The following is a 25625-nucleotide window of genomic DNA, read 5'->3' on the forward strand; positions in this document are numbered from 1 at the left end:
TGCCAGTCTACTGGGGCCATCTCATGCGGCAGATGGGCCGTTCCACAATATGGATGATCAGACCGCGGTGGTCTCCTCGGCCACGTCGAGGCGCGAGTGCGCGGCCAGGGCCTGCAGCGCGCGCATCGCGGCACCCGCGTGGTTGCCCCAGGTGTTGAAGTAGGAGTACTGCCACCACCAGAGCGCCTCGTGCGGACGCCCCGCGTGGTAATGGCGCAGCCCGTGGATGAGATCGGCGGCGACCGCGGTCAGGTCGTCGGAGAGCCGGTACGGGGTGACGACGGTGTCCTTGTACGGGTCGAACACCTCGGCGTAGTCGTCGACGGCCTCCAGCCGCTCGGCCAGCGCGGTGCGCACCCCGTCGATGTCGGGGTCCTCGCTCATCGGCGGCTCGTTGTTGCCCGAGAGGATCACGTCGCGGTTGGCCCCGAGCTTGGCGCCCGCCAGGCTCACCTGCGCGACCTCCACCAGCAGCAGCGACCAGATGGCGTCTCCGCCCTCACCGCTCGCGACCCTGGTCAGACCGTCGACGTAGTCCTGCGCGTGCACGGAGATCTCTTCCGCAAGGGCGCTCCACTGGTCAGACATCCAGCAGCCTCCGTCCTTCGAACGCGCGGCCCAAGGTCACCTCGTCGGCGTATTCGAGGTCACCGCCCACAGGCAGACCGCTGGCCAGTCGTGTCACTTTGATGCCCATCGGCTTGACCAGACGGGCCAGATAGGTAGCAGTCGCCTCACCCTCGAGATTGGGGTCGGTGGCGAGAATGAGCTCGGTGACCCGGCCGTCGGCCAGGCGCGTCATGAGCTCGCGTATGCGTAGGTCATCGGGGCCGATGCCGTCGATCGGGCTGATCGCGCCGCCGAGCACGTGGTAGGTGCCGCGGAACTCGCGCGTCTTCTCGATCGCCACGACGTCCTTCGACTCCTCGACCACGCAGATCACGTGCGTGTCGCGGCGCGGGTCGCGGCAGATACGGCACTCTTCCTCCGAGGCCACGTTGCCGCAGACCCGGCAGAAGCGGACCTTCTCCTTGACCTCCAGCAACGCGTGCGCCAGCCGCTTGACGTCGGCAGGATCGGCCGCCAGCAGGTGGAACGCGATCCGCTGCGCGCTCTTGGGACCGACGCCGGGCAGCAGGCCGAGCTCGTCGATCAGATTTTGGACGACCCCTTCGTACATGCCTAGAACCCTGGCAACTGTCCGAGACCGCCGCCGCCCAGCCCCTGGGCCAGCGGGCCGAGCTTCTCCTGCTGCAGGTCGGCGGCGGCGCGGACGGCATCGCGGACGGCCGCGATCACCAGGTCGGCGATCGTGTCGGCGGTGTCCTGCGGGTCGCCGGCGTCGATGACGCTCGGGTCGATCTTGAGCTCGAGCAGCTCGCCCGAGCCGTTGACGACGGCCGTGACCAGCCCGCCGCCCGACGAGCCCTCGATCTGCGCGTCGTTGAGCTCCTGCTGGGCGCTCACAAGCTGCTGCTGCATGAGCTGGGCCTGCTCCAGCAGCTGCTGCAGGTTGACATCCCCTGGGTTCACCGTGGTGCGCTCCTCGTGGCTCCGCATTCTTGACTCCACGAGCCTACGGGGTTTGGGCGGCGTCATGTACTGGGGTGCCCCCGCCTATGGGATGTTTTTGGCCGGATCTCGGCCCCCCTCCAGCGTCCGAGACCCGGCCACCACGTCGGCGGAGCGGCCGCACCACGCCGACGCGTTGATCCAGGACCTTAACGCGCCGAACGTTGCACACAGGTTGCGTACGTTCAACCACTCTCCGCAATCCCCCCGAACGGCTTGCGCGGATCGCCCGCAAGACGGATGCTCTAACTGACTACTTGGAGTGACCGATGAGTTACGCCCATCTCAACGCGTACTCCCGTCTTCTGCGCGGAGCACACGAAGCGGCGGTGACCGGCCGCGCCCTTCCGGAGCTGCCGCGCAACCTGATCACCGCATCGTGGGACCGTTCCCTCAAGGCCGGGATCGATCCTGAGGGCAAGAGCGCGCCGCTGGTTTACGACCTTTCCCGCATCAAGGACGCTCGTCAGGCACACCCGCTGCGGCCGTTGCTGCCCATGATCGCTGAGACGCTCACCGGGCTGGCCGACGAGGTGCTGATCATCACGGATGGTGACGGCCGGGTGCTGTGGCGCGACGGCAGCCACTCGGTCATGAGCCGCGCCGACCAGATCGGCCTGGCCGACGGGCACCAATGGACCGAGGACAGCGTCGGCACGAACGGCATCGGCACCGCCCTCGCCGCCGGCCGGCCCGTACACGTCTACTCCGAGGAGCACCTCATGCGGGTGCTGCACATCTGGTCGTGCAGCGCCGCGCCCATCACCGATCCCGACTCCGGCATGATCATCGGCTGCGTCGACGTCAGCGGCACCGCGCGCAGCCTGCACCCGGCCACCGTCGCCCTCGTCGCCGCCACGGCCAAGCTCGCTGAGACCCAGCTCGCGCTGCGCATGCACGAGCGCGACGAACGCCTGCGCCGCCGTTACGAGTCCCTGCGCGGGCGGCCCGGGGTGCTGCTGTCGTCCACCGGCCGGGTCCTGCTGGGCGACCCGGCGGGCGACCTGGGCGAGCGCCTGCGCCTCACCGGCCGCCGGGTGATACTCGGCGACGGGAGCGTCGGCCTGCTGGAGCCGTTCTCCGGGGGCTTCCTGCTGCGTCCCGCGCCGTCCGCCACGCCTCCCGCCCTCGCCCTCACGTTCCTCGGCGAGAGGCCGCCCAGAGCCACGTTCGGCGACCTCGACCGGCCGCTGTCGCTGCGGCACGCGGAGATCCTGGCCCTGCTGGCGCTGCATCCGCACGGGCTGACGGCCGAGCAGCTCTCGTTCCACCTCTACGGGGACGACGGCAATCCGGTGACGATCAGGGCGGAGATCCACCGGCTGCGGACCCAGCTGGGGGAAGCCATCGCGGGCAAGCCGTACCGGCTGACGTGCCCCCTGGAGGCCGACTTCCTGGAGGTCCGACGCCACCTGTCGATGAACGACGCCCGTGCGCTGGCCCGCGCGTACACGGGTCCGCTGCTGTTGCGCTCGGAGTCGCCGGAGATCCGCCGCGAACGCGACGAGCTGGAGGCTCAGGTGCGTGCGTGCCTGTTGCGGCACGGGTCACCGGACGAGCTGTGGGCGTACGCGCAGACCTCGAGCGGCCATGACGACTACGAGGTCCTGGAGCGCCTTGCCTCCCTCCCCCACACCGACCCCCGCTCCGCCGCCGCACGCTCCCGCCTTTGCGTGTGAGCTCTTTTGGAGCGCTCCCATCGAGCAGGGGCAGCCGGCCTGCCGATCAGGCGTGATCGATCTCGCCGATCACGCGGGCGCCCAGCTCACGTTCCAGCAGAGCCATGCCCGAGACCGCGTCCACGTCGGCGTCCGCGTCGTTCAAGGGGTCGACGTCGTCCGAGTCCGGGACCTTGCTGCGGCCGGGGACCGCTTCGGGCCAGGCCGCGGCGCCGCCACGGGCGGCCGAGGCGCGGGGGCCCGCCTGGGCGGCGGCCCTCGCCGCCGACCTCGCGGCGGCCAGGCCCGTACCGACTCCAGCCGGTGAGGCGCCCCCGGACGGAGCCGCCACCGCGGCGGCGGCCTGTGCGACGGGCATGGTGTGCGTCGGGTCGGGGGTGGGCGGAGAGCCGGGGCCGAAGTCGTCGGGAGCGTCGGGCCAGGACTCGTCCGTGGTCTGGCGTCCGGAAGACGCGGCCGGAGGTTGGTCGGAGCCGGGCTCCTGGGCGTCGTGGGCGCCGCCGTGCGACGCCGTACGGCCCTGGGGTTGGGACCCGACATGCGCGCCCGCCGCCCCCTGAGACCCGGCCGACCCTGTGGGGCCCGCCACCGTGCCGTTACCTGCACCGGGCCCACCATGGCCTGCCGCCGGCCCACCATGACCCGCGGCCGGGCCGGCGTGACCTCCGGCCGGGCCACCGTGCGACGGGGGGCGGGAGGAGCCTCGGGGCGGGGGCGGGGAGCCGCCGACGACCGCTTCGACGCGCCACGTGCCGCCGAGCACGTCGCCGAGCGCGCCGGCCACCACGGCGTCCTTGCCACCGCCCGTGAAGTTCTTCATCGCGCCGACCTGGGTGAAGCCCAGCGTGACGATATTGCCTTCCACGCCCACCACCTGGGCGTTGGTGCTCACGTTCGCCCAGACCACGATGCTGCGCTGCTTGAGCGCGGCGAGCACGGCGGCCCACTGCGCCTGTACGGCGCCGACCCCGCTCCCCGAGGGAGCCCCGCTGCCCGCCTGAGACGTCTGCGGCGTCTGCGGCGCGCCGCTCACCGCCGCCGGGGCCGCCTGCGTACCGCCTGATGCGCCCGCGGGCGGGGAGCCGGGACGTACGGGCTCGGGCCAGTCGTCAGCCCCCGCAGCCGCCGCTGTGGGCTCGGAACCGGCGGCATGAGGCTGCGTAGCCGCAGCGGCAGGCGCCTGCGCGGCCGGGACGGCATGCGCCTGGGCGGGAGACTGCGCGGCCGGGCCCTGGGCATCCTCCCCTGCCGGATCGTTCGCGACCACCGCGGCGACCCGGGCACCGGCGTGGCCGGAGGAGGTGCCGGGTCGCGGGATGGGCACCGCGGCCGGGGAAGCGGGTGCGCCGGGCGCGGCCCGCACGGCCATCTGGGCGACGGCACCGCCGCGTTCGAGGCGTTCGAGGCGGGCGAGCAGGGCCTCCTCGCCCTGCGCGGCACCGGGGAGCAGCACGCGGGCGCACATCAGCTCGAGCAGCAGCCGCGGCGACGTGGCGCCGCGCATCTCGGTGAGACCCGCGTTGAAGACCTCCGCCGCACGGGTCAGCTCGGCCGGGCCCATCGAGGCGGCCTGCTGGACGAGGCGCTCGAGCTCGTCGGCGGGGCGGTCGAGCAGGCCGCTCGAGGCCGCTTCTGGAACGTTCGCAAGGATCACCAGGTCGCGGAAGCGTTCGAGCAGGTCGGATGCGAAGCGACGGGGGTCGTGGCCGCCCTCGATCACCCGGTTGACCGCGTGGAACACCTGTCCGCCGTCACGTGCCGCGAACGCGTTGACGACCTCGTCGAGCAGGTCGCCGTCGGTGTAGCCGAGCAGGGAGACGGCCTTGGCGTACGTGATGCCGTCCTCCTCGGCCCCGGCGAGGAGCTGGTCGAGGATCGAGAGCGAGTCACGGGCGGAGCCCGCGCCCGCACGTACGACGAGGGGCAGCGCGGTGGGCTCGAAGGGCACGTTCTCGGAGGTGAGGATCTCCTCCAGCAGCCCGCGGAGCGTCGCGGGCGGCATCAGTCTGAACGGGTAGTGGTGCGTACGCGACTTGATCGTCCCGATGACCTTTTCCGGCTCGGTCGTCGCGAAGATGAACTTCAGGTGCGGCGGGGGCTCCTCGACGAGCTTGAGCAGCGCGTTGAAACCCTCGCGGGTGACCATGTGCGCCTCGTCGATGATGTAGATCTTGAAACGCGCGGACACGGGGGCGAAGAACGCCCGTTCGCGCAGGTCGCGCGCGTCGTCCACGCCACCGTGCGAGGCGGCGTCGATCTCGATGACGTCGAGGTGACCCGGCCCGGTCGGGGCGAGCGCGACGCACGACTCGCAGACGCCGCATGGATCGGGCGTCGGGCCCTTCTCGCAGTTGAGAGAGCGCGCCAGGATGCGGGCGCTGGAGGTCTTGCCACACCCGCGGGGACCGCTGAAGAGGTAGGCGTGGTTGATCCGCCCCGTACGCAACGCCTGCCGCAGCGGGTCTGTGACGTGCTCCTGACCCTTGACCTCGGCGAACGTCCCGGGCCGGTACTTGCGATAAAGCGCAAGGCTCATGCGACCATCCCGCCTGCGAGGGGCTCCCAACGAAGAGACCCCTCGCACACCCGCCAGAGCCCGCTTATCCTTGCTGCCTTCCGGCCCTGGGGAGGTTCACAGGATGACGCCGCGCGAGGGGTCCCTGGACAGTCTAGCCGGATGCCGCAGTGCTTGCTCCACCCTGGAAAAGGTGGTCTGCGCATGTCCAGAAGTCCGGTAAGCTCGTCGGCGGAGGATTCGCCTAGTGGCCGAGGGCGCACGCTTGGAAAGCGTGTATAGGGCAACCTATCAGGGGTTCAAATCCCCTATCCTCCGCGCCTGGTTGAGGCAGTAAACGCAAAGGGGCCGACCCCATCCAAGTCGGCCCCTTTGCTATGTCCAGCTCATTTCCAGGGTCCCGGCAGGACCCCGTGACAGGCATCAAGCGGCGTCGAGGGCTGCGGTGATCTTGCGGGCCATCTCGGCCAGGGTCGGGCTGGGCCGGCCCTGGTGGGACTGGGTGCCTGCGTCGATGGCGACGATGACGGTGCGGCGGAAGTTGTCGGCCTCTGCCGGGTCCTGCTCCTTCAGCAGGCTCATGGCCGCCGTCAGGGCGGGCAGCACCTGGTCGGCGAGTTCGGCCACGGACCTGCCGTACTTGACGCCCTTGGGAGCCTTGGTCAGCACGTGCCCGACCAGGCCGGTCGCGGAGGTCAGGGCGATGGAGCCGTGGGTGGCGACCTTGTGGGCCGAGCCGGCGGCGCCGGCGGCGGACATCAGTGAGACCGCGCCCCATCCGGCGATCCGCAGGGTGAGCTTGTCCTGGTCGGTCAGGGTGATCGACATGGTGGTGCACTCCTTCAAGTCGGGTGAACGGACGTTGCTGAACCGTTCATGGCATCCACCATCGCCGACCGCTCTGATACCGGGCCGTCGCCGTCCTGACGCGGCCGCTGACACGGCGCCGCACCGCCGACAGGATCTATGTCCTTACCCGGCTGGCCCGGGACTCCAGGTAGCGCTGCTCGGCGAGGCTGGCGGTGGCCTTCGCGGCGAGCCGGTAGTGCTCGTACGCCCCCGCCCTGTCGCCGGTCTTCTCCAGCAGATGCGCCCGTACGGACAGCAGCCGGTGGTGTCCGGCCATCCGCTCGTCACCGTCCAATGTGGCCAGCAGGGCCAGCCCGGCCAGGGGCCCCTCGGTCTCGGCGAGCGCGATCGCCCGGTTGAGGGTGACCATCGGGTTGGGCGCGATCCGTTCCAGAATCAGGTAAAGGGCGTGCACCTGCGCCCAGTCGGTCTCCTCGGCCGTGGCCGCGTCGGCGTGCGTGGCGGCGATGGCGGCCTGCAGTTGGTAAGGCCCCAGCTCCGGGCCGGCCAGCGACGCCTTGGCCAGCTCGAGGCCCTCGTCGATCAGTGCGCGCTCCCACTTCGTACGGTCCTGCTCGTCCAGCGGCACCAGATCGCCGGCCGCCGTCGTGCGGGCCTCCCGGCGGGCGTGGGTCAGCAGCATCAGCGCGAGCAGCCCGGTCACCTCGCTGTCCTCGGGCAGCTGCGCGTGCACCATCCTGGCCAGCCGGATCGCCTCGTGTGCGAGGTCGGCGCGGTGCAACTCGCTGCCCGAGGAGGCGGTGTAGCCCTCGTTGAAGATCAGGTAGAGGACGTGCAGGACGACCCGTAGCCGCTCCTCGCGCTCCGCGCCCTCGGGCAGGCTGAACGAGCTGCCGGCGGCCTTGATGCGCTGCTTGGCCCGGCTGATCCTGGCCGCCATCGTGGCCTCCGGCACCAGGAACGCGCGGGCGATCTCGGCAGTGGTCAGGCCGCCGACCGCCCGCAGCGTCAGAGCGGTCTGGGAGGCCGCGGTCAGCGTCGGATGGCAGCACAGGAAGAGCAGGACGAGCGAGTCGTCGGTGTCCGGCACCTCCTCGGGCACCACTTCGGTGGCCGTCACGGACTCCCGCTCGCGGCGCGCGTGCTCGCTGCGCATCTGGTCGATGAGCCGCCGGGACGCCACGGTCATCAGCCAGCCACGCGGGTTGTCCGGCACTCCCTCGGCCGGCCACTGGACGGTGGCGGCGAGAACGGCCTCCTGTACGGCGTCCTCACACCCTTCGAACTGGCCGTGCCGGCGTACCAACGCGCCGAGAACCTGCGGCGTGAGCTCACGCAGCAGGTTCTCGATGGCTGATGCTGTCATGCCTCCAATTGTCCGTCAGCGAACATCACCTGCCGTACCTCGACCCCCAGGCCCTCGATCGCGGTGTCCGGGATCTGCGCCGCCAGCTCGATCGCCCGCTCCTTGTTCTCGCAGTCGATCAGGTAGAAGCCGCCCAGGTACTCCTTCGCCTCCAGGAAAGGGCCGTCGGTCACCACCGGCTGGCCGTTGCGTACGGACACCACGGCGGCCTGCGACGGGTCGACCAGCGCCTGCGTGGTGATCAGTTCGCCGGACCTCTTCAGCGCCTCGATGAACCTGCCGTGGCCGTCGCCGATCGCCGCCTTCTCCTCGTCGGTCAGCGCGTCCAGCACGGCCGGGTTGATGTGCAGGCTGATCAGGAACTTCATCTCGTACTCCTCGTGGTTCGCGAGCCCCGGCTGGGCCCTTCGACCGGTTGGTCGGAGCCGCCGACGCCGTCTTGACATCCCCCGCCGTGGCAGGCGCGGAAATTTCCGCCCGTACCGATGTCAAGAAACTCTCGACCGCTCCGACCAGCAGGCGAAACGTCGAGAGAACAGGGAGTTCAGAATATGCGAGCCAATCGGGCATGGCTGGGACTGGTCGTCCTCATGCTGCCGACGTTGCTGGTCGCGATGGACATGACGGCGTTGCTCCTCGCGCTCCCGCAGCTGAGCGCCGACCTGGGTGCCACCAACGTCCAGCAGCTGTGGATCAGCGACAGCTACGGGCTCATGGTGGCCGGCCTGGTCATCACGATGGGCACGCTCGGCGACCGGATCGGCCGCCGGCGGCTGCTGATGATCGGCGGAGGGGCGTTCGCGGCGCTGTCGGTCGTGGCCGCCTTCGCGGTCAGCCCGCTGATGCTGATCGTCGCGCGTGCGCTGCTGGGGATCGCCGGCGCGACCCTGGCGCCGTCCACGCTTGCCTTGATCACCAACATGTTCCGCGACGAACGACAGCGCGGGCAGGCCATCGCGATCTGGGCGACCTGCCAGTTCACCGGCGGCGCGCTCGGACCCGTACTCGCCGGGTTCCTGCTCCAGCACTTCTGGTGGGGATCGGTGTTCCTGGTCGCCGTGCCGGCGATGGCGCTGCTGCTGCTCGCCGGGCCGGTCCTGCTGCCGGAGTTCCGTAGCGACCGGGCCGGCCGGCTGGACCTGACCAGCGTCGGGCTGTCGCTCGTGGCGGTGCTTCTGATGGTCTACGGCATCAAGCAGCTGACCGTCGAGAGCGTGCCGGTCGTGCCGGCGGCGGCCCTCGTCGCCGGCGCGGCCATCGGATTCCTGTTCGTACGCCGGCAGCTGCGGCTGGAGACACCCCTGCTGGACCTGCGGCTGCTCCGCAACCGCCCGTTCACGGCCGTGATCGTCGGGCTGGTCTTCGCCGGCGTCGCCATGGCCGGTACGGGCCTGCTGGTGACCCAGTACCTGCAGAGCGTGCTGGGCTTCTCGCCGGTCACGTCGGCGGTGCTGTTCGCGCCGATGGGGCTGGGCGTGGCGGCCGGCACCATGGCCGCACCGGCGCTGGCCCAGAGGATGAAGCAGACGACCGCGATCGCCGGCGGGCTGGTGGGGTCGGCCCTGGGCAGCCTGCTGCTGGTCGTCGTCGACGGTCAGCTCGCCCTGCCGCTGGTGATGATCGGCATCGCCGTACTGGCGCTGGGCACCGGCCCGCTGTTCGCGCTGGGCACCGGGCTGGTCGTCGGGTCCGTCCCGCCCGAGCGCGCCGGCTCGGCGGCGTCGATGTCGGAGACCGGCAACTACTTCGGCGGCTCGCTCGGGTTCGCGCTGCTCGGTGTGGTGGCCGCGGTGGTCTACCGCAGCCGGACGGACGACACCTCCGACTCGCTGGCCGGCGCGGTCGCCGCAAGCCGGGACCTTCCCGCCGGCCAGGGCGCGGAACTGCTGCACACCGCGCGGGAGGCGTTCACCGCCGGTTTGCACGTCACCGGCCTCGTGGCCACGGTCATCTTCGCCGGGCTGGCCGTACTGATCCTGACCATGCGCCCGGCGACCCGGACCGGCGAAAACGGCCACTCCGCCATAATCAGCCCATGGGAAAGAGCTACGAGCGGATAGACGGCAGGCTGCGTGCCTTCATCGAGGCACAGCACATCTTCTTCACCGCGACCGCGCCGCTGGGCGGCGACGGCACCATCAATCTCTCGCCCAAGGGCCTGAACGGCTCGTTCGCCGTGCTCGACGAACTCACCGTGGCCTACCTCGACTTCGCGGGCAGCAACGCCGAGACGATCGCCCATCTGCGCGAGAACGGCCGCATCACGCTGATGTGGTGCGCCTTCGAGGGGCCTCCCAACATCGTGCGCGTGCACGGCCGCGGGGAGCCGGTCTTCCGCGATGATCCGCGCTGGGCCGAGCTGATGGGTCACTTCCCGGACATCGACCCGAGCCTGCACGGCCTGCGCGCGATCATCGTCGTGACCGCCGAGAAGATCCGCGACACCTGCGGGTACGCCGTTCCGTTCATGACCTATGAGGAGGACCGGCCGCTGCACGCGTCGCGCTTCGCACGCGAGACCGATGAGACGCTCGACGCGTACTTCCAGAAGAAGGAGCACGTCGCGACCAGCATCGACGGCCTGCCCGGCCTCCCCCTGCCGCTGCCGCCGCTGCCGCGCACCCCGTGAACACCGCCGGGCCGTCGGATCGCGGTCCGTCCGGCGGCGTCGCGGACGTGTCGGCCGGCTGACCCGTCCGGCGGCGGCGGGGACGCGTCGGCCGGCTGACCTCGCTAGGCGGCGACCAGGGCCTTCGAGCGGTCCGTGGCCATGTGCACGGCGAAGACGCCGAGCACCGTGCCCGTGACGTAGCGCTGGATGCGGAGCCAGAGCGGGCGGCGCGCCAGGAAGGCGGCCAGGGCGCCGGCCGAGATGGCGATCAGGGCGTTGACCGTGGTCGCGACGACGATCTGGACCGAGCCGAGCGCCAGGCTCTGCAGCAGCACGTGTCCCATGGCCGGGTCGATGAACTGCGGGAGCAGCGACAGGTACAGGATCGCGATCTTGGGGTTGAGCAGGCAGGTGAGCAGCCCCATGCCGAACAGCTTGCGCGGGGGCTCGGGCTCGAGGTCGCGCGGCTGGAACGCCGAGGTGCCGCCCGGCTTGAGGGCGTTCCAGGCGAGCCAGAGCAGGTACGCGGCGCCGGCCAGCTTGAGCACCGTGTACGCGATCGGCACGTACGCGAAGATGGCCGTCAGCCCGAGGCAGGTCGCGGTCAGGTAGAGAGTGAAGCCGAGGACGACGCCGGTGAGCGAGATCAGACCGGCCCGGCGGCCCTGGGTGATCGATCGCGAGACCAGATAGACCATGTTCGGCCCAGGCGTGAGAACCATGCCCAGGGACACCAGCGCGATCCCGATCAATCCACCCGTCATACCGGAAGATTAGCGGACATATACGCGATTTCGCATTACATCGGGCGATCGCACCGCGTAATCACTCCATTACGGGGGATGAGGGGAGGCATGCAGTTCGACGACGACGCGCAGCTTGATCCGTCGCAGGTCGAGGACGTGCGGGCCTCCGGTCCACAGCCGGGCGGGGGCGGCTGCATGGTGCCCATCGGCGGCCGGGGCGGCGGCTGCCTCCTTCTGGTCATGGCGGTCGCCGGGATGTTCCTGTTCGGGGTCTTCCCGTCGCCGTTCAGCGGCAACGAGAGCGGCCGGCAGGGCGGCGTACCGGCTCCCGGGCAGGCTCCCGGGCAGGGTGGCGGGCAGCAGCCGAGCGCTCCGGGCGCGCCCGCGCCGAACGGCAACCTGGCCACCCGCTGCCGCACCGGGGCCGACGCCCAGCAGTCCGAGGACTGCCGCGTCGTCGGGACGGTCAACAGCATCCAGTCGTACTGGCGGCAGGCGTTCGAGGAGCGGGGGCGCAGGACGTACACGCCCGCGAAGACCGTGCTGTTCACGCAGGCGGTCAGCACCGGCTGCGGCACGGCCGACTACGCCGTGGGCCCCTTCTACTGTCCCGCCGATCGCAAGGTCTACCTCGACCTGACGTTCTTCGACACGCTCCAGCGCGACTTCGGCGCCGAGGGCGGCCCGTTCGCGCAGGCGTACGTGATCGCCCACGAGTACGGCCACCACGCGCAGAACCTGCTCGGCACCATGAGCAGGGTCGGCCCCGACAGCAGGCCGGGCGCCGCCGGCACATCGGTGCGGCTGGAGCTGCAGGCCGACTGCTACGCCGGCGTCTGGGCGCACAACGCGGTCAGGACCGGATTCTTCCGCGAGCCGTTCTCCAAGAGGGACATCGACCAGGCGCTCAGCGCGGCCGCCGCGGTGGGGGACGACAGCATCCAGCGGCGCACGCAGGGGCGCGTGACCCCCGACGCCTTCACGCACGGCACGTCGCTGCAGCGGGAGAAGTGGTTCACTGTCGGGTACGAGAGCGGGGACCCGAAGCGGTGCGACACGTTCTCCGGAGGTATTTAGACGAACCGTCGGGGAAGCTGTCAGTCGGGTGGCACCCCCAGAAGGGACGTCAGAATGGACTTCAGAGACGACGTCGAACTCGACCCCTCGCAGGTGGAGGACGCCGGCGGATATTCGGGCGGAGGCGGCGGAGGCGGCGGTTTCCCCGGTGGCATGATCATCGGCGGTGGCGGCATCGTGAGCCTTATCGTGCTCGTGCTGGTCTTCGTGCTCAACAACGTGGGCGGTGGCGGCGGGAGCAGCGAGCCGGCCCAGCAACGGCCCGCATCCAACCTGGCCGAGCAGTGCCATACGGGCAAGGATGCCGACCAATCGGAGAAGTGCCGCGTGGTGGGCGTGGTCAACAGCATCCAGGGCTACTGGAAGAAGGAAATTTCCGGATATCGGCCATCGAAGACTGTCCTGTACTCGGGCCAGTTGAAGACGAGCTGCGGCACCGCCAGCTCGGCCGTCGGGCCCTTCTACTGCCCCGGCGACCAGCGCGTCTACCTCGACCTGAGCTTCTTCGACCAGCTCCACAGCCAGTTCGGCGCCAAGGGCGGCCCGTTCGCGCAGGCGTACGTGATCGCCCACGAGTACGGCCATCACGCGCAGGACCTGCTCGGCGAGCTCGGCTCCGGCGGCTCGTCGGTCGCCGTCGAGCTCCAGGCCGACTGCTACGCCGGCGTCTGGGCGCACAACGCGGTCCAGACCGGCTTCTACGACAAGCCCTTCACCACGGCGGAGATCTCCGAGGCGCTGGACGCCGCCGCGGCGGTCGGTGACGACAGAATCCAGCAACGCACCACCGGGAGAGTCGATCCCGATTCATTCACCCACGGCAGCTCCCAGCAACGCGTCGCCGCTTTCCAACGCGGCTACGAAAACGGCAGAGTCAACGACTGCGACCAGGCCCAGCTGCGCTGACGCGCCGCGACAGCGCAAGGATTCGAATTCTCTCCTAAAATCGGGGGGGTGATCTTCAAGCTTGTCGGCGACGGACGCCCTTATCCCGAACACGGTCTGACGCACCGCGAGTGGGCGCAGATCCCTCCACGGCAGGTCCGGCTCGACTCGTTGATCACCACGAAGGCCATGCTGGACCTGCACTCGTTGCTCGCCGCCGACTCCACCTTCTACGGGGATCTTTTCCCGCACGTGGTGCAGTGGCAGGGCGAGCTCTATCTGGAGGACGGCCTGCATCGCGCGCTGCGCGCGGCCCTGCACCAACGATCGATCCTGCATGCCAGGGTCCTGGAGCTGCCCAACTGACAATGAAAAGAGGGAGCCGCGAATCGCGGCTCCCTTTTCGTATGCGCGTCCGGTCCTGCTCAGTTACTGTCGCCGTGCAGCCGGGTTGTCACGGTGACGACGGCGATCTGGTCCACGTAGTTCTCGGTGAGCCACAGGTTGTCGTCCGGTCCGTCGACGAGGTTGAACGGCCCGGCGAAGTTGGTGGGCAGTGCGTACTCGTTGATCGTCCCTGTCGTGGTGACGCTGGCGATGTTGTTGCCGATCTGTTCGGCGAACCAGAGGTTGCTGTCGGGACCCGCGGTGATGCGCATCGGGTAGACGCCCGTGGTCGGGAGGGCGTACTCGGTGATGTTGCCGGAGGTGTCGATCCGGCCGATCTTGTCGGCGTTCTGCTCGACGAACCACAGGGCGTCGTCGGGGCCGGCGGTGATGCCCCAAGGGTAGGAGTCGCTGGTCGGGATGGTGTATTCGGTGATGGTGCCGGAGGTGGTGACGCGCCCGATCTTGTTGGCGTAGTTCTCGGCGAACCACAGCGCTCCGTCCGGGCCGACGTCGATGCCGACGGGTGAGGCGGGGCCGGTCGGAACGGACAACTCGTTGATGGCCGGTGTCCGCAGGGCGCCTTCGGCCATCCGCGCGGGCGAGACGCGGCGCGGTGTCGGCGGGAAGTGACACTTGATGCGGCGGTGCTCCGGCATGCGCTTGAGCTTGAGGCAGAGCGTCACCCAGGGGCGGGGCGGCGTGGAGAGCTGGGCGGCGCGGCGGCGGAGGCGGCGGCGTTCACGGTCAGGATCAGGGCCGGCCAGGAGCGGGTAACCCAGGCGTCGAGTCGACGGACGCATGACATTCCTTCCAGAAGAGACGAAAAGGAATACTGGTGGGCCACTCGCTTGATCTGTGATATCGGCATAAACTCAGCGGCCCGAGCCGGGCAATACTGCTCCGGAAGTCCCAATATCGCGCACGATGACCGGTCAACTTCAGTTCTGTGCGTCCGTGGCGAGTCACGGGAAACCAACAGGACGGCGAGCAATTCTTGAGTGCGCAATGCGATGAGGGGGCGGCATCGCCTCGCGCCGCGGACATCGTCAGGCTGACGTGCCTACAGCTCGCGATGTATGGGCCGTTCGGGCGGTTCAGGCCACCGAGTGGGTAATGGTGCCGGAATAGGAGCCTGGCGTAGCAGATGCTGGAATTGATACCACGATGGTCGGCTGCCAACTCGTGGACTGGTTCCCGATACTCAATTTGCGGCCACTGAAAGCGGTCTGCGAAGCGGAGAGTGAGACTTTGTCGGCTGCGGTGAGCTGACCGGGGATACGGGTACCGGCGCCTGATTGGGCGGTGATCGGCCCGGACCAGTAGGAGATGTTACTGTTGGTGATCGTGCCCGTACCGCTGGTGAAGTTGGTGGCTGAGACGGTCGCGGTCCAGGGAGGGTTGCCGACGCGGGTGTCCAGCACGGTCACGGTGCCCAAAGAGGCGCTGATCGTGTCGCCGGTCTGGCCGCTGCCGAGGTTCGCCGAGGTCGGCACGGTGATCGTCAACGGGTCCGCGCGCCAGAACACGACGGCTGGGGCCGCCATGGTGGACCCGGACACCGGCGGTGTGCCGATGGCGAAAGTCAGGACGATCGATGCTGCCAATGACAGACAAGCTCGCTTTGCGGAGAACGTAGCGCGGCTCGTCGTCATGACATTCCTTACCGAGGTCGTGCCGCAGGTCACGCACGCCCTTCAGGTCAAGCGGTCCGGAGAAACGCTCGCAGCCTAAATGATCTCTGCTGGCCGGAGTGTGGTCATGAGGTCTGTGGGCGTCAAATTCCGCGCCAAGGTCCCCCTGAAGGTTGTGCCCGGCCTTGACCTGCTTTGACCTGCAAAGGCATCCCATAAGAAACCTTGGCAGGACCCGGAATCGAAACACGGCGGCACGTCCGCCTTCGCGAACTAGATTCGCCGATGTTGCAGGAGTGGCGTATCGCCCGGTCAATGGGCGTTCATGGGGGGATTTCGCTGGCATGAAGACGTTTGTGCGAGCCGGTCTGGTCGGGCTGGCGGCCATCACGCTAGGGGCGGTGACCAGCGGTCCCGTCCAGGCCGACACCTGTGCCAGGAACACGGCGTGCAACACCACGCTCACCTTCACCGTGACCGCAGGGGCACTGGAGATCACCGTGCCCGACTCCGCGGCCCTGTCTCACAGTGCGGCTTCGGGCGGCTACCCCTATGGCCAGCTCGGCGCGATCACCGTCAACGACGCGCGCGGGTCGATCACACCGGATTGGACGGTGAGCGTGATCGCCTCGGACTTCACCACCGGCGCTGCGTCATCGGCGGAAACCGTCAGCAACGCTGACGTGTATTACTGCTCGGGCGATGCCACCACGGCCGGGAACGGACTCTTCGTAGCAGGCCAGACCGGCTGCGCCGCGCCGCCGCCGCCCAGCGGGGTGACCCTGGACGTCACGCGTACCGCGTTCAGCCACTCCGGTGGCACCGGCGTCAACTCGGCCACGTGGAACCCGATGGTCACGGTGGCGACCGCGGCAAGCAATGTCGCGGGTGACTACACCGGCACGATCACGCACATCGTGGCGTAGCAGCGTGAGGCTGCGCGCCATGGTGTTCGCGGCGATCGGGGCGCTGCCGATGCTGGTCGGCGCGGCGGCTGCTCCGGCGCTCGAGCTCGAGCTCGAGCCGGCAGGCGGCCGGTCTCAGGACCCCCGTACACCGGGCGGGACCATCGGCATACGGCTGCTGGAGGCCTCCGCCAACCGCCGCGACGACCCTCGCGCCCGTATCTACATCGTCGACCACATCAACCCCGGGACCACGATCTCGCGGCGGTTCGAGGTCCTGAACACCTCCGGCAGCCCCCAGACCGTCACGGTCTACCCGGACGCCGCCGAGATTCGCGGCAACAGATTCGTGCCCGCGGCCCGCCCCGACGCCAATGAGCTGAGCTCGTGGGTGTCGGTCGAGCGCCGCCAGGTGCTGGTGCCCGCGCACGGCGCCGTCCCGCTCAAGGCGACGATCAGCATCCCCGCCTGGGCCAGCAAGGGCGAACGCTACGGCGCCATCTGGGCCGAGACCGCCTCCCGCCTGGAGCCGGGCTCCAAGCGCAGCGTGCAGACGGCCACGAAGGTGGGCATCAGGCTCTATCTGGACGTCGGGCCAGGAGGAGACCCGCCCTCGGACTTCCGCATCGAACGGCTCACGCCCGCCCGCACCCAGGACGGCAGGCCCGTGGTCACCGCGACCGTCCGCAACACCGGCGAGCGCGCCCTGGACCTCAGCGGCTGGATGCGACTGTCGGAGGGACCCGGCGGGCTGGGCGCCGGCCCGTTCCGCGCGCAGGCCGGCACGACGCTCGCGCCCGGCGGCTCCGGCTCCGTCGCGGTCGTCTTGGACGGCCGGCTGCCCGACGGGCCATGGAGGGTCGAGTTCACTCTGGAAAGCGGCCGCGTCCGTCGCACGGTCACAGGCACGCTGGCCTTCCCCACCAGATCCGCCAGTTGGGGCGCACCGGCACTCCTGGACTCCTCCACACCGTGGGGCCTCATCGCCGCCGGCCTGCTCGCCGCCGCAGCGCTTGCCATCACCGCGGTCCTCGCCGTACGCCGACGCGCCCAGCGGCACAGCAACCTGCGGTGAAGCGGGCGGCGGCGAAGCTACCGAATCATCCCCGGACACGATCATTCTCCCGGTAATCAGCCCATCGTCAGGTGATCGTCAAAAGTTGCCAGAACTCCCGCGAGGTCGTTTTCGCAGGGTGATCGCTGAAGACAATCTGATCACGCCGGCCCAGGCCAAAGGGCGACCGTTCAACAAGGGAGATAGAGCCGTGTCCAAGAGCCGTCTGGGCATTCCCCTGACAGGGGCCGCCGCCCTGGTCGCGGCGATGGCCGTCGTCCTGCCCGCGCAGGCCGGCACCTGCCCGGCATCCACCACCTGTTCCACCACGGTGAACTTCACCGTGACCGCACCGGGCGGGCTCACCATCAACGTGCCCAACAGCCCCGTCAGCATCGGAAGCGGCACACCCGGCAACCAGATCAGCGGCCCGCTGGGCACGATCATGGTCTCCGACCAGCGCGCCACTCTCACCGCTACCTGGGTCGCCTCGGTCGTCGCCGCGACGGGAGGCTTCACCACAGGGGGAGGCACCGCAGCCGAGACCATCCCGAACACCGCTGTCCTGTACTGGTCGGGCGCGGCCACGGGCACCACCGGCACCGGCACCTTCGTCCCCGGACAGGCCAATGCCGGGGCCGCGCAATCGCTGGACGTCTCACGCACCGCCTTCAGCAAGACCACCGGCTCCGGTGACAACTCCGCCAGCTGGAACCCGACCATCGTGATCAATGTCCCCGCCCAAGCGGTGGCGGGGACCTATACCGGCACGGTCAACCACTCCGTCGCCTGAATCACGATGCGCATCTCCCGGATTGCGCTGCCCGTCTCCGCGTCGCTGATCGCACTCGCCCTGCATGCGGCGAGCTGCGCGCCGGCGCTCGCGAAGCCGGGCAGCTCGAACGACGAACGTCCCAGCCGTGCCAGCCTGAGCATCGGCCTGCTGGAAATCCCTACGAATCGGGTCCAGGACTCACGGTCGCACAAGTTCATCGTCGATCACGTCAATCCCGGCGCCACCTTCACGCGCCGCCTGGAGATCCGCAACCATTCACCCGAGCCTCACCAGGTGCGGCTGTACACAGCCGCCGCCACCATCGACCACTCCTGCTTCACCTTCGCGCCGGGCCGCGCCCCGAACGAGCTGACCTCGTGGATCCGGCTCAGCGACTCCACTCTCGCCCTGCCACCCCACGGCAGCGCGCCGGTCAAGGCCACCATCACTGTCCCCGAGCAGGCATCCAAGGGAGAGCGGTACGCCGTCATCTGGGCGGAGATCTCCGCTCCGGCGGACGCGAGCGGCAGCATCGCCCTGGTGAACCGGGTCGGCATCCGTACCTATCTCGACGTCGGCCCCGGCGGTGAACCGCCCTCGGACTTCGACGTCACCAAGGTCGTGCCCCAGCGCACCGAAGACGGGCGATCCCTTGTCGTCGCCACCATCTCCAACACCGGCCAACGCGCACTCGACCTCGACGGAGGCCTGACCCTGTCACACGGCCCCAACGGACTGACCACAGGCCCGATCCCGATCAGCCGGGGCACCACCTTGGCGCCCGGCGACCACGGGGACGTCACCGTGGCGCTGCGCAAAGGTCTTCCTCGCGGACCCTGGAAATACCGCTTCGAGCTCAACAGCGGCTGGGTCACCCGAACGGTGACCGGAACCCTCACCTTCCCCGCCAAACCCGGAACCGGGGGATCAGCCTCATTCGACTCCCCGCTGCCGGTGCCCCTCGCGCTGGCCGGACCGGCAGCCCTCATCGCCGGGATCAGCCTCGTCATCGGCTACAGACGCTTCCGCAAGGTGGTGGCCGACCGTGGGGACGGCGCTCGCGGCGGCGTCCCCAGGCCGGCAGGCTGATCGGACGCCGAGGGCTGCTGCCCCCTTGGTCTTGGCAGACGAAGGGCCTCCGACCTGTTGATTCAGGTCGGAGGCCCTTCTGAACGGCGGTGGTGGTGGGATTTGAACCCACGGATGAGTTGCCCCATCACACGCTTTCGAGGCGTGCGCCCTCGGCCACTAGGCGACACCACCGCGCACGAGCTTACCGGATCCGCCGGGTAGCGAAGAACCGCTTTAGTACGGAGGAGCATTCACCGGCCAGCACCCCCATGACGACCTCGGGCCGATGGTTGAGGCGGCGATCGCGTACGACGTCCCAGAGCGAGCCCACGGCCCCGCCCTTCTCGTCCACGGCGCCGTACACGATCCGGTCCACCCTGGCCTGCACCGCCGCGCCCGCGCACATCGTGCAGGGCTCCAGCGTCACGACGAGCGTGCAGCCGCTCAGCCGCCACTGCCCGCGCCCCATGGCCGCCTGCCTGAGCGCGAGCACCTCGGCGTGGGCCGTCGGGTCGGCGGAGGACTCGCGGTCGTTGCCCGCCATGGACAGGACCTCGCCGAGCGGGTCGAGCACGACCGCGCCCACCGGGATCTCCCCTCTGGCGCCCGCCGTGACGGCCTCCGCCAGCGCCAGGCGCATGGCCTCCTCGTACGTCACGGCGAGGCCCGGATCACCGCAGCCGGTCGAGCTCGTCGGCGAAGGAGAGCCGCTCGGCGATCACCGAGAGGATGTCGGCCGGCAACAGGCCCTCCTCCATGCTCAGCTCAAGCAGCTCCTCCGAGCTGACGCCGAGGTCGCTGAGCAGCTCGAAGTCGCCTGCGGGGCGCACGCCGAGGCCGTTGCCCTCCTTGTCCGGCGCCACGCCGGCGAACTCGGCGAACAGCTCACCCAGGCTGTCGGAGAGCACCGCGTGCACGTCGGACAGGAACACGCGCGGCTCGTCCTCGTCCCGGTATCGGACGATGGCGAACCACTCGTCCTCCACCTCGACGCAGAGCAGGGCCAGCTCGTCGCCGGCGAGCCCGAGCGCTTCGGTGACCGCGTCACCGAGGTCGTCGACGATCTCGGCGTCGCTCAGATCGACCTCGGCGCCGCTCCAGCCGTCGGAGGTCCTGACGAAGGCCGCAGAGAAGGTGTTGGACGCCATGTCCGCGCTCCAGGGGGGTCAGCCGAAGACCGATTCGATGGCACGCTCGAACGGCTCGGAGAAGCCGAGCCGCGCGGCGATGCTGGACAGCACATCTTCGGGCAGCAGGTCAATGTCGCCGGAGAGAATGCCCAGCTCCATCTCGTCCAACCCGAGATCGGCGAAGATCGACAGATCTCCGGCGGGGAGCACGGTCTCCTCGTCCTGGAGGATCTCGTCGAGCTCCTCCTCGTCCGGCACGGGCACGTCGAGGTAGTCGAGAACGTCGCGCGCCAGCGGGAAGTCCCAGGAGGCGGCGATGTCGGAGAGGAAGACGTCCACCCGCTCGCCGAGGACCCGCAGCGCCACGAAGAACTCGTCCCCCACGGCGACCAGGCCGATCGTGCCGCTCTCGCTCGGCTGCTGGCGCAGGGCGTGGATGAGTCCCTTCAGGTCGGACGTGAGCGCGACCGGCAGGAGCTCGGCATCCCAGCGATCGTCCTCGCGATAGACCACGATGGCGAAGTCGAGAGCGTCTTCGTCTGTCATCGCCATCTCCACCCGACCTCTGACCCGACAGCTATCACCAGCACCCAATCGTTCCAGAACCGGCCACTGGGCGTGTGCCTCTCCGACCAAATTGTGATCAAAACCAATGACCTCGGGCCGCCGCAGTCAGTGATCGACCATGGTTGTCAGGGGTCGGCAGCATTGTCCACCACCAGATACGTTGTCCTTTATGGAAACCCTCGTCGTAGATCATCCGCTCGTGGCGCACAAGCTGACCACGCTGCGTGATGTGCGCACCGACTCGCCGACCTTCCGCAGGCTCGCGGACGAGCTGGTGACGCTGCTCGCGTACGAGGCCACCCGCGACGTGCGGGTCACCGACGTCACCGTCGAGACGCCGGTCGCCCCGGCCCACGGCGTGCGCCTGGCCAAGCCCCAGCCGCTCGTGGTGCCCATCCTGCGCGCGGGGCTCGGCATGCTCGACGGCATGACGAGGCTGCTGCCCACGGCCGAGGTCGGGTTCCTCGGCATGATCAGGAACGAGTCCACGCTCAAGGCGGAGACGTACGCCACGCGGCTGCCCGACGACCTCTCGGGGCGGCAGTGCTTCGTCGTCGACCCGATGCTGGCGACCGGCGGCACTCTGGCGGCGGCCGTGCAGTTCCTGTTCGACCGGGGCGCCGTGGACGTCACGGCCATCTGCCTGCTGGCCGCCCCGGAAGGGCTGGCCTACATGGACAAGATCTTCGCGAACTCGGGCAAGCCCATCCGCGTGGTGACCGCCGCGCTCGACGAGCGGCTCAACGAGAACGGCTACATCGTGCCCGGCCTGGGTGACGCGGGAGACCGCCTCTACGGCGTCGTCTGATCCTGCGGCGTGTCCTGAAAGACCGCCCCCTGTTACGCGCAGTCATATCTTCGTTACATACTGTTGTCAGGTGGGTACGAAGAGGCAGGAAGGCAACTTCCGCATGCGCGTGGGGAGCACGATGAGCGATCACACCGAGGCGGATCCGACTCCGTACGCGGAGGTGGAGACGGTGCTGTGCGACGAGTTCGCCGGCATCCACTCCGCGACCACCGTAACGCGGTGCGTCGAGGCGGCGCACTACGGCGCGCTGGAGGTCACCGGTTACGCCCATCCGAGCCTTGTTGAGCGCATCGCGCGCAAGCACCTTCACGTCCTGGCTCTGGTGGCCAGCGAACGAGGCTAAGCAAGATCAAAACTATCCCGTCAAGTCACCTTTACCCGGGCACCCGGGTGGGTAATGTAGAGGGCGGGTGGAGTGGGTAAGGGCACGGAGGCGACAGTGCAGGTCAAAAAAGTCCTCACATACGGCGGCATCGCATTTGTCGCGTACTACCTGTTCGCGCGACCATCTGACGCCGCGGACTCGGTGAAGGGAGCGTTCGACACGGTGTTCAACGCGGCCGACTCGCTGGCGCAATTTGTGAACAGCCTGTCATGAGACTTGTGACCCACGGGGACTCCGCTCCGTCGTCGGTCAACCGTTACCTCCTCCCCCAAGAACAACAGTTCATCATGGTGCGACGGCACCCTGCCATCCTGCTGCGTCCGGTCGCCGAGGTTCTCGGCGGCCTGATCCTCGCCGGACTGCTCAGCAAGTTCTTCGGCGGCAGCGAGCAGGGCGGCACGGCACTCGTCGTCGTGTGGTGGCTGTGGCTCCTGCTACTTGTCCGTTTCGTATGGAAAGTCGCGGAGTGGTCGGTCGATTACTTTGTGGTGACCTCCAAGCGCATGCTGCTGACCACCGGGCTCATCACCCGCAAGGTCGCGATGATGCCATTGGGCAAGGTCACCGACATGAGCTTCCAAAGATCTCTGCTTGGGCGCATGCTCGGTTACGGTGAGTTCATCCTTGAGTCAGCCGGTCAGGATCAAGCACTGTCCACGGTTGAGTACATTCCGTATCCGGAGACTCTCTACCTCGAGGTCTGCGGCATGCTTTTCCCGAGCAAGGACGAGAGTGACGATTAATCTCCCGGCGGGGAATTCTTCAGCAGGGATACCCGATTCGGCTACTTCATGCAATCATTGCATGTTGTTGACCCTTCCCCGCCTTGAGAGATGAGATGCCGAGTCAGGGAACCATCGGTGACCGCGTCCGCGGATTGCGGCTGAACAGGCGGATGTCCCAGGCCCAACTGGCCGGACCCGACCTGTCTGACAGTTATGTCTCGCTCATTGAGTCGGGCAAGCGCACGCCGACTCCTGTCGTGGCTCGGCTGCTCGCCGAGCGGCTGGGTTGCACGACCGAGTTCCTCCTTCACGGGATCGAGCCTCGGCAGCGCATCGACACCGAGCTCGGGCTGCGCCACGCCGAGCTGGAGCTGCAGCACGGTGACCCGGCCGTCGCCGCGGACCGTTTCACGGAGATCGTGAAGGCCGCCGACGAGGAGAACGCCATGCTGACCGCCCACGCGCGGTTCGGCAGGGCACGCGCGCTCGAGGCCCAGGGGCGCCTCGGCCAGGCGGTGGAGGCGTTCGAGCGCCTGCGCCGGGAGGCCGCGGCCCACCCCGAGCGCCTGGCGGACCTCCCGCTCACGATCGCGCTGAGCCGCTGCTACCAGCGGGCGGGCGACCGGCTGCGGGCCCGCGACCTGGCCTCCGCCGCGCTCAAGCAGGCCGAGCGGCTGTCCATCACGCAGGGCGAGATCGCCATCGACCTGGCCGCCGCGCTGGTCGAGGCGCGCAGCGAGCGCGAGGGCGGCTCTCCCGAGCTCGAGTACGTCAAGCGGGTGCTGGACCTGACCGGCGTTCCTGAAGTTGTGGACCGTTCCGGAGAGATTCACGCGCTGTGGCACGCGAGCGCGGCCGCGGCGGCGGGCGAGGACTCCGCGCTGGCCGTGCGCCTGGCCGACGACGCGATCATGGCGGGCCGCCAGGTCCGGCTGTCGCTGCAGCTCGCCAGGACCGCCATGCACTGGTCCAGGCTGGCCACGGCGCCGCTCGACGAGGCCGAGCGCCTCGTCTCGGCCGCGTCCAAGGCGTTCGCCGCCTCCCCCGCGACCAGGAGCGAGCACCGCGAGAGCCTCATCGTGCACGCGCGGGTCAACCTGCGCGCCGGCAACCCGGCACGCGCGGGCCAGCTGGCCGCCGCGGCGCTCGCGCCGGCGGACGACCGCACGGGCACGACGGTCGCCGAGGCCCACCTCGTGCTGGCCACCGTGGCGATCGACCTGGGCGGCGACGCGTCGGCACACCTGGGCGACGCCCACCGGGTGCTCGACACGCTCGACCGGCCGGTGTTCGGCTCCGACCGGCAGGCCGCCCGTTGCTGGCGTGAGCTCGGCGACCTGTACGGCGTCGTCGGTTCCCGGGCACAGCAGACCGCCGCATATCGTAAGGCGCTCGAAGCCGCCGGAGTCCGCTCCGCCCTGGCAGGGGTGACGGTCGACGCCACAGTTTCTCGCTGAAGCCTCCCGGAGCTCCAGATTTGGCGTTCTGAGTCTGGAATAATTAGGGTCTACCAGTCATTGACTCATAGGATGATTGGTTTCCCCGGAGGAGGCGGACTGTGAGTCTGCGTACGGCGCAGCGGGCTTCGCTCGTCGATCAGGTGATCGATCAGCTCAAGGAGCAGATCACCTCTGGATCGTGGCCGATGAACGGCAAGATCCCGACCGAGACGGTGCTCGCGGAGCAGCTCGGAGTGGGTCGCAACACCGTTCGGGAGGCCGTACGCGCGCTCACGCACGCCGGGCTGCTCGAGTGCCGTCAGGGGGACGGCACTTACGTCCGCGCGACCAGCGAGCTGTCCGGCGCCATGCTGCGCCGCCTGAAGCAGGCCGAGCAGCTGGAGATCCTCGAGGTACGGCGGGCGCTCGAGGTCGAGTCGGCGCGCCTGGCCGCCACCCGGCGCACCGACGACGACATCAAGCGCATCGAGGCGGCGCTGGCCGAGCGGGACCGGGCCTGGGAGCTGGACGACCCCGACTACTTCGTGGAGGCCGACCTGGCCTTCCACATGGCCGTGGCGCACGCTACGCACAACCTGGTCCTGATCGACCTGTACGAGGACTTCTCGGCGGCTCTGCGGGCCAGCATCACGGCGGCGGGCACCTCGCTCAACAAGAGCTACATCCCGCATGACGCCATCGCGCGGGCCATCGCGGCAGGCGATGCGGCGGCGGCCGAGCGGGCCGGCCACGCGTGCATGGAGCACATTCTCATCGCCCTCACCGAGTCCTGACTGCCTGCACCCCTGTAAAGGGTGTGACAAAGCAGACAACTCCCCCCGGAATGGCACCTGATCCCTTCAGTGCTCTAGCGAAAGAGTGAATAGCGAAGGGAAACGCCATGACCATTCTTGTCGCCTACGACGGCTCGTCTGATTCGCGCGCCGCCATCGAGTTCGCGGCCAAGCACCTCACTGCCGAGCCCACTGTCGTCATCACGGTGTGGGAGCCGCTGCTCGTCCAGCTCAAGAAGTATCCGCTGGCAGCGGGCGCCATCGACCCGGCCACCGAGGACGAGGCGCACGCCCTGGCCGAGCGGCACGCCCAGGAGGGGGCCGAGCTGGCGATCGCCTCCGGGCTCACCGACGTCACTTACCGGGCGGTGGCCGACAACGAGTCGATCTGGACGACGATTGTGGACGTGGCGGACGAGATCGACGCCTCGTTGATCGTCACGGGCTCTCGTGGTCTGGCCGGGGTGCGGTCGGTGCTGCTCGGGAGCGTGTCCAACCACGTGCTGCACCACGCGCACCGGCCGACCCTCATCGTGCCGCCCGCCAGGACTCCGCGCTGATCTCCACCCTCCGTCCTGGACCGACGCGCGCCACCGTACTTCGGCTGGGCCCTTGTGAGAGGTGGCACGGGCACACGGGACCTTTTGAGGGTGGCACGAGGACAAGCGCCCGGCGATCGCGGACGGG

30 protein-coding genes, 2 tRNA genes and 1 other RNA gene are annotated in these 25625 nt (G+C 69.2%); 19 read left to right on the forward strand and 14 right to left on the reverse strand.

Annotated features, from left to right (window positions below):
• Positions 1 to 57: 57 nt before the first annotated feature.
• The 3 genes from AB0H84_RS30450 to AB0H84_RS30460 are packed head-to-tail and all read right to left on the reverse strand — an operon-like array spanning position 58 to position 1533.
• Positions 58 to 588: a DUF5063 domain-containing protein gene (locus AB0H84_RS30450; RefSeq protein WP_357611571.1), complete on the reverse strand. Its 531-nt coding sequence runs from the start codon at positions 586 to 588 to the stop codon at positions 58 to 60.
• Positions 581 to 1180: a recombination mediator RecR gene (gene recR, locus AB0H84_RS30455; protein WP_185069491.1), complete on the reverse strand. Its 600-nt coding sequence runs from the start codon at positions 1178 to 1180 to the stop codon at positions 581 to 583. Before recR ends, AB0H84_RS30450 begins: the two co-directional genes overlap by 8 nt.
• Before the next feature lie 2 nt (positions 1181 to 1182).
• Positions 1183 to 1533, reverse strand: a complete 351-nt coding sequence (locus AB0H84_RS30460) for a YbaB/EbfC family nucleoid-associated protein (protein WP_127937722.1) — start codon at positions 1531 to 1533, stop codon at positions 1183 to 1185.
• Between the two features lie 308 nt (positions 1534 to 1841).
• Between AB0H84_RS30460 and AB0H84_RS30465 the strand changes: the two genes are divergently transcribed.
• A complete protein-coding gene (locus AB0H84_RS30465; protein ID WP_357611574.1) occupies positions 1842 to 3251 on the forward strand; it encodes a GAF domain-containing protein in 1410 nt (469 codons plus the stop codon).
• Positions 3252 to 3297: 46 nt separating this feature from the next.
• Here the strand turns inward: AB0H84_RS30465 and AB0H84_RS30470 are convergent, their stop codons facing one another.
• Both AB0H84_RS30470 and ffs read right to left on the reverse strand, forming a co-directional pair.
• Positions 3298 to 5787 carry a DNA polymerase III subunit gamma and tau gene (locus AB0H84_RS30470; RefSeq protein ID WP_357611577.1) on the reverse strand — a complete coding sequence of 830 codons (2490 nt, stop codon included), beginning with the start codon at positions 5785 to 5787 and terminating at the stop codon, positions 3298 to 3300.
• Between the two features lie 30 nt (positions 5788 to 5817).
• An RNA gene (ffs, locus tag AB0H84_RS30475) (signal recognition particle sRNA small type) lies at positions 5818 to 5913 on the reverse strand.
• An 86-nt stretch (positions 5914 to 5999) separates the two neighbouring features.
• Between ffs and AB0H84_RS30480 the strand changes: the two genes are divergently transcribed.
• A tRNA-Ser gene (locus tag AB0H84_RS30480) sits at positions 6000 to 6084 on the forward strand.
• 105 nt (positions 6085 to 6189) lie between these two features.
• On the opposite strand, the gene AB0H84_RS30485 is transcribed toward AB0H84_RS30480, so the two are convergent.
• The 3 genes from AB0H84_RS30485 to AB0H84_RS30495 all read right to left on the reverse strand — a co-directional run bounded on the left by AB0H84_RS30485 (position 6190) and on the right by AB0H84_RS30495 (position 8310).
• Positions 6190 to 6594, reverse strand: a complete 405-nt coding sequence (locus AB0H84_RS30485; protein ID WP_357611580.1) for a hypothetical protein — start codon at positions 6592 to 6594, stop codon at positions 6190 to 6192.
• 136 nt (positions 6595 to 6730) lie between these two features.
• A complete protein-coding gene (locus AB0H84_RS30490) occupies positions 6731 to 7942 on the reverse strand; it encodes a DUF6596 domain-containing protein (protein WP_357611583.1) in 1212 nt (403 codons plus the stop codon).
• Complete coding sequence (locus tag AB0H84_RS30495) at positions 7939 to 8310, reverse strand: YciI family protein (RefSeq protein WP_357611586.1); 372 nt, start codon at positions 8308 to 8310, stop codon at positions 7939 to 7941. The genes AB0H84_RS30490 and AB0H84_RS30495 overlap by 4 nt, the downstream gene beginning before the upstream one ends.
• A gap of 183 nt (positions 8311 to 8493) precedes the next feature.
• Between AB0H84_RS30495 and AB0H84_RS30500 the strand changes: the two genes are divergently transcribed.
• Together AB0H84_RS30500 and AB0H84_RS30505 are read left to right on the forward strand one after the other, a co-directional pair.
• The gene (locus AB0H84_RS30500) at positions 8494 to 10002 is read left to right on the forward strand and encodes an MFS transporter (RefSeq protein ID WP_357611589.1); all 1509 of its coding nucleotides are present in this window, start codon (positions 8494 to 8496) and stop codon (positions 10000 to 10002) included.
• Positions 9978 to 10571 (forward strand): pyridoxamine 5'-phosphate oxidase family protein, encoded by a 594-nt coding sequence (locus AB0H84_RS30505; RefSeq protein ID WP_357611592.1) that lies wholly within the window; start codon positions 9978 to 9980, stop codon positions 10569 to 10571. The genes AB0H84_RS30500 and AB0H84_RS30505 overlap by 25 nt, the downstream gene beginning before the upstream one ends.
• 104 nt (positions 10572 to 10675) lie before the next feature.
• Here AB0H84_RS30505 and AB0H84_RS30510 read toward each other — a convergent pair whose 3' ends face one another.
• On the reverse strand, positions 10676 to 11317 hold the full coding sequence (locus AB0H84_RS30510; protein WP_357611593.1) for a LysE family translocator: 642 nt from the start codon (positions 11315 to 11317) through the stop codon (positions 10676 to 10678).
• A gap of 90 nt (positions 11318 to 11407) precedes the next feature.
• Here AB0H84_RS30510 and AB0H84_RS30515 point away from each other — a divergent pair, with 90 nt between their 5' ends.
• Genes AB0H84_RS30515 through AB0H84_RS30525 form a run of 3 tightly spaced genes read left to right on the forward strand, consistent with a single transcriptional unit; the run spans position 11408 to position 13627 of the window.
• A complete protein-coding gene (locus tag AB0H84_RS30515; protein WP_357611594.1) occupies positions 11408 to 12376 on the forward strand; it encodes a neutral zinc metallopeptidase in 969 nt (322 codons plus the stop codon).
• A gap of 54 nt (positions 12377 to 12430) precedes the next feature.
• Complete coding sequence (locus AB0H84_RS30520) at positions 12431 to 13282, forward strand: neutral zinc metallopeptidase (RefSeq protein ID WP_357611596.1); 852 nt, start codon at positions 12431 to 12433, stop codon at positions 13280 to 13282.
• Positions 13283 to 13330: 48 nt separating this feature from the next.
• A complete protein-coding gene (locus AB0H84_RS30525; RefSeq protein WP_195897211.1) occupies positions 13331 to 13627 on the forward strand; it encodes a type II toxin-antitoxin system VapB family antitoxin in 297 nt (98 codons plus the stop codon).
• Positions 13628 to 13686: 59 nt separating this feature from the next.
• On the opposite strand, the gene AB0H84_RS30530 is transcribed toward AB0H84_RS30525, so the two are convergent.
• A complete protein-coding gene (locus AB0H84_RS30530; RefSeq protein ID WP_357611599.1) occupies positions 13687 to 14451 on the reverse strand; it encodes a hypothetical protein in 765 nt (254 codons plus the stop codon).
• A gap of 535 nt (positions 14452 to 14986) precedes the next feature.
• Between AB0H84_RS30530 and AB0H84_RS30535 the strand changes: the two genes are divergently transcribed.
• From AB0H84_RS30535 to AB0H84_RS30555, 5 genes are all read left to right on the forward strand, one after another.
• Positions 14987 to 15382, forward strand: a complete 396-nt coding sequence (locus AB0H84_RS30535; protein ID WP_357611602.1) for a hypothetical protein — start codon at positions 14987 to 14989, stop codon at positions 15380 to 15382.
• 244 nt (positions 15383 to 15626) lie between these two features.
• Complete coding sequence (locus AB0H84_RS30540; RefSeq protein ID WP_357611605.1) at positions 15627 to 16208, forward strand: hypothetical protein; 582 nt, start codon at positions 15627 to 15629, stop codon at positions 16206 to 16208.
• Between the two features lie 4 nt (positions 16209 to 16212).
• Positions 16213 to 17262 carry a hypothetical protein gene (locus AB0H84_RS30545; protein WP_357611608.1) on the forward strand — a complete coding sequence of 350 codons (1050 nt, stop codon included), beginning with the start codon at positions 16213 to 16215 and terminating at the stop codon, positions 17260 to 17262.
• Between the two features lie 190 nt (positions 17263 to 17452).
• Positions 17453 to 18034, forward strand: coding sequence for a hypothetical protein (locus AB0H84_RS30550; protein WP_357611611.1), 582 nt, complete (start codon positions 17453 to 17455; stop codon positions 18032 to 18034).
• Between the two features lie 6 nt (positions 18035 to 18040).
• A complete protein-coding gene (locus AB0H84_RS30555) occupies positions 18041 to 19105 on the forward strand; it encodes a hypothetical protein (RefSeq protein WP_357611614.1) in 1065 nt (354 codons plus the stop codon).
• Between the two features lie 87 nt (positions 19106 to 19192).
• On the opposite strand, the gene AB0H84_RS30560 is transcribed toward AB0H84_RS30555, so the two are convergent.
• The 4 genes from AB0H84_RS30560 to AB0H84_RS30575 all read right to left on the reverse strand — a co-directional run bounded on the left by AB0H84_RS30560 (position 19193) and on the right by AB0H84_RS30575 (position 20763).
• Positions 19193 to 19279: transfer RNA gene (locus AB0H84_RS30560), tRNA-Ser, on the reverse strand.
• Positions 19280 to 19289: 10 nt separating this feature from the next.
• On the reverse strand, positions 19290 to 19727 hold the full coding sequence (gene tadA / locus AB0H84_RS30565; protein WP_357611792.1) for a tRNA adenosine(34) deaminase TadA: 438 nt from the start codon (positions 19725 to 19727) through the stop codon (positions 19290 to 19292).
• 31 nt (positions 19728 to 19758) lie between these two features.
• Positions 19759 to 20235 (reverse strand): tRNA adenosine deaminase-associated protein, encoded by a 477-nt coding sequence (locus tag AB0H84_RS30570; RefSeq protein WP_357611617.1) that lies wholly within the window; start codon positions 20233 to 20235, stop codon positions 19759 to 19761.
• 18 nt (positions 20236 to 20253) lie between these two features.
• Positions 20254 to 20763, reverse strand: a complete 510-nt coding sequence (locus tag AB0H84_RS30575) for a tRNA adenosine deaminase-associated protein (protein ID WP_357611620.1) — start codon at positions 20761 to 20763, stop codon at positions 20254 to 20256.
• Between the two features lie 190 nt (positions 20764 to 20953).
• Here AB0H84_RS30575 and upp point away from each other — a divergent pair, with 190 nt between their 5' ends.
• The 7 genes from upp to AB0H84_RS30610 all read left to right on the forward strand — a co-directional run bounded on the left by upp (position 20954) and on the right by AB0H84_RS30610 (position 25498).
• The gene (gene upp, locus AB0H84_RS30580) at positions 20954 to 21592 is read left to right on the forward strand and encodes a uracil phosphoribosyltransferase (protein ID WP_357611623.1); all 639 of its coding nucleotides are present in this window, start codon (positions 20954 to 20956) and stop codon (positions 21590 to 21592) included.
• A gap of 121 nt (positions 21593 to 21713) precedes the next feature.
• Positions 21714 to 21938 carry a hypothetical protein gene (locus tag AB0H84_RS30585; protein WP_345002236.1) on the forward strand — a complete coding sequence of 75 codons (225 nt, stop codon included), beginning with the start codon at positions 21714 to 21716 and terminating at the stop codon, positions 21936 to 21938.
• A gap of 72 nt (positions 21939 to 22010) precedes the next feature.
• Positions 22011 to 22193 (forward strand): hypothetical protein, encoded by a 183-nt coding sequence (locus AB0H84_RS30590; RefSeq protein ID WP_344999800.1) that lies wholly within the window; start codon positions 22011 to 22013, stop codon positions 22191 to 22193.
• Positions 22190 to 22723 (forward strand): PH domain-containing protein, encoded by a 534-nt coding sequence (locus AB0H84_RS30595; protein ID WP_344999798.1) that lies wholly within the window; start codon positions 22190 to 22192, stop codon positions 22721 to 22723. The genes AB0H84_RS30590 and AB0H84_RS30595 overlap by 4 nt, the downstream gene beginning before the upstream one ends.
• 95 nt (positions 22724 to 22818) lie before the next feature.
• Entirely contained in the window at positions 22819 to 24162 is a 1344-nt protein-coding gene (locus AB0H84_RS30600; protein WP_357611626.1) for a helix-turn-helix domain-containing protein, read from the forward strand.
• Between the two features lie 101 nt (positions 24163 to 24263).
• On the forward strand, positions 24264 to 24938 hold the full coding sequence (locus AB0H84_RS30605; RefSeq protein WP_192788989.1) for a FadR/GntR family transcriptional regulator: 675 nt from the start codon (positions 24264 to 24266) through the stop codon (positions 24936 to 24938).
• A 107-nt stretch (positions 24939 to 25045) separates the two neighbouring features.
• Positions 25046 to 25498: a universal stress protein gene (locus AB0H84_RS30610; protein ID WP_357611629.1), complete on the forward strand. Its 453-nt coding sequence runs from the start codon at positions 25046 to 25048 to the stop codon at positions 25496 to 25498.
• The last annotated feature ends 127 nt before the right edge of the window (positions 25499 to 25625 follow it).

Origin of the sequence: Nonomuraea sp. NPDC050786, assembly GCF_040654115.1 — a bacterium.
Lineage (GTDB): Bacteria > Actinomycetota > Actinomycetes > Streptosporangiales > Streptosporangiaceae > Nonomuraea.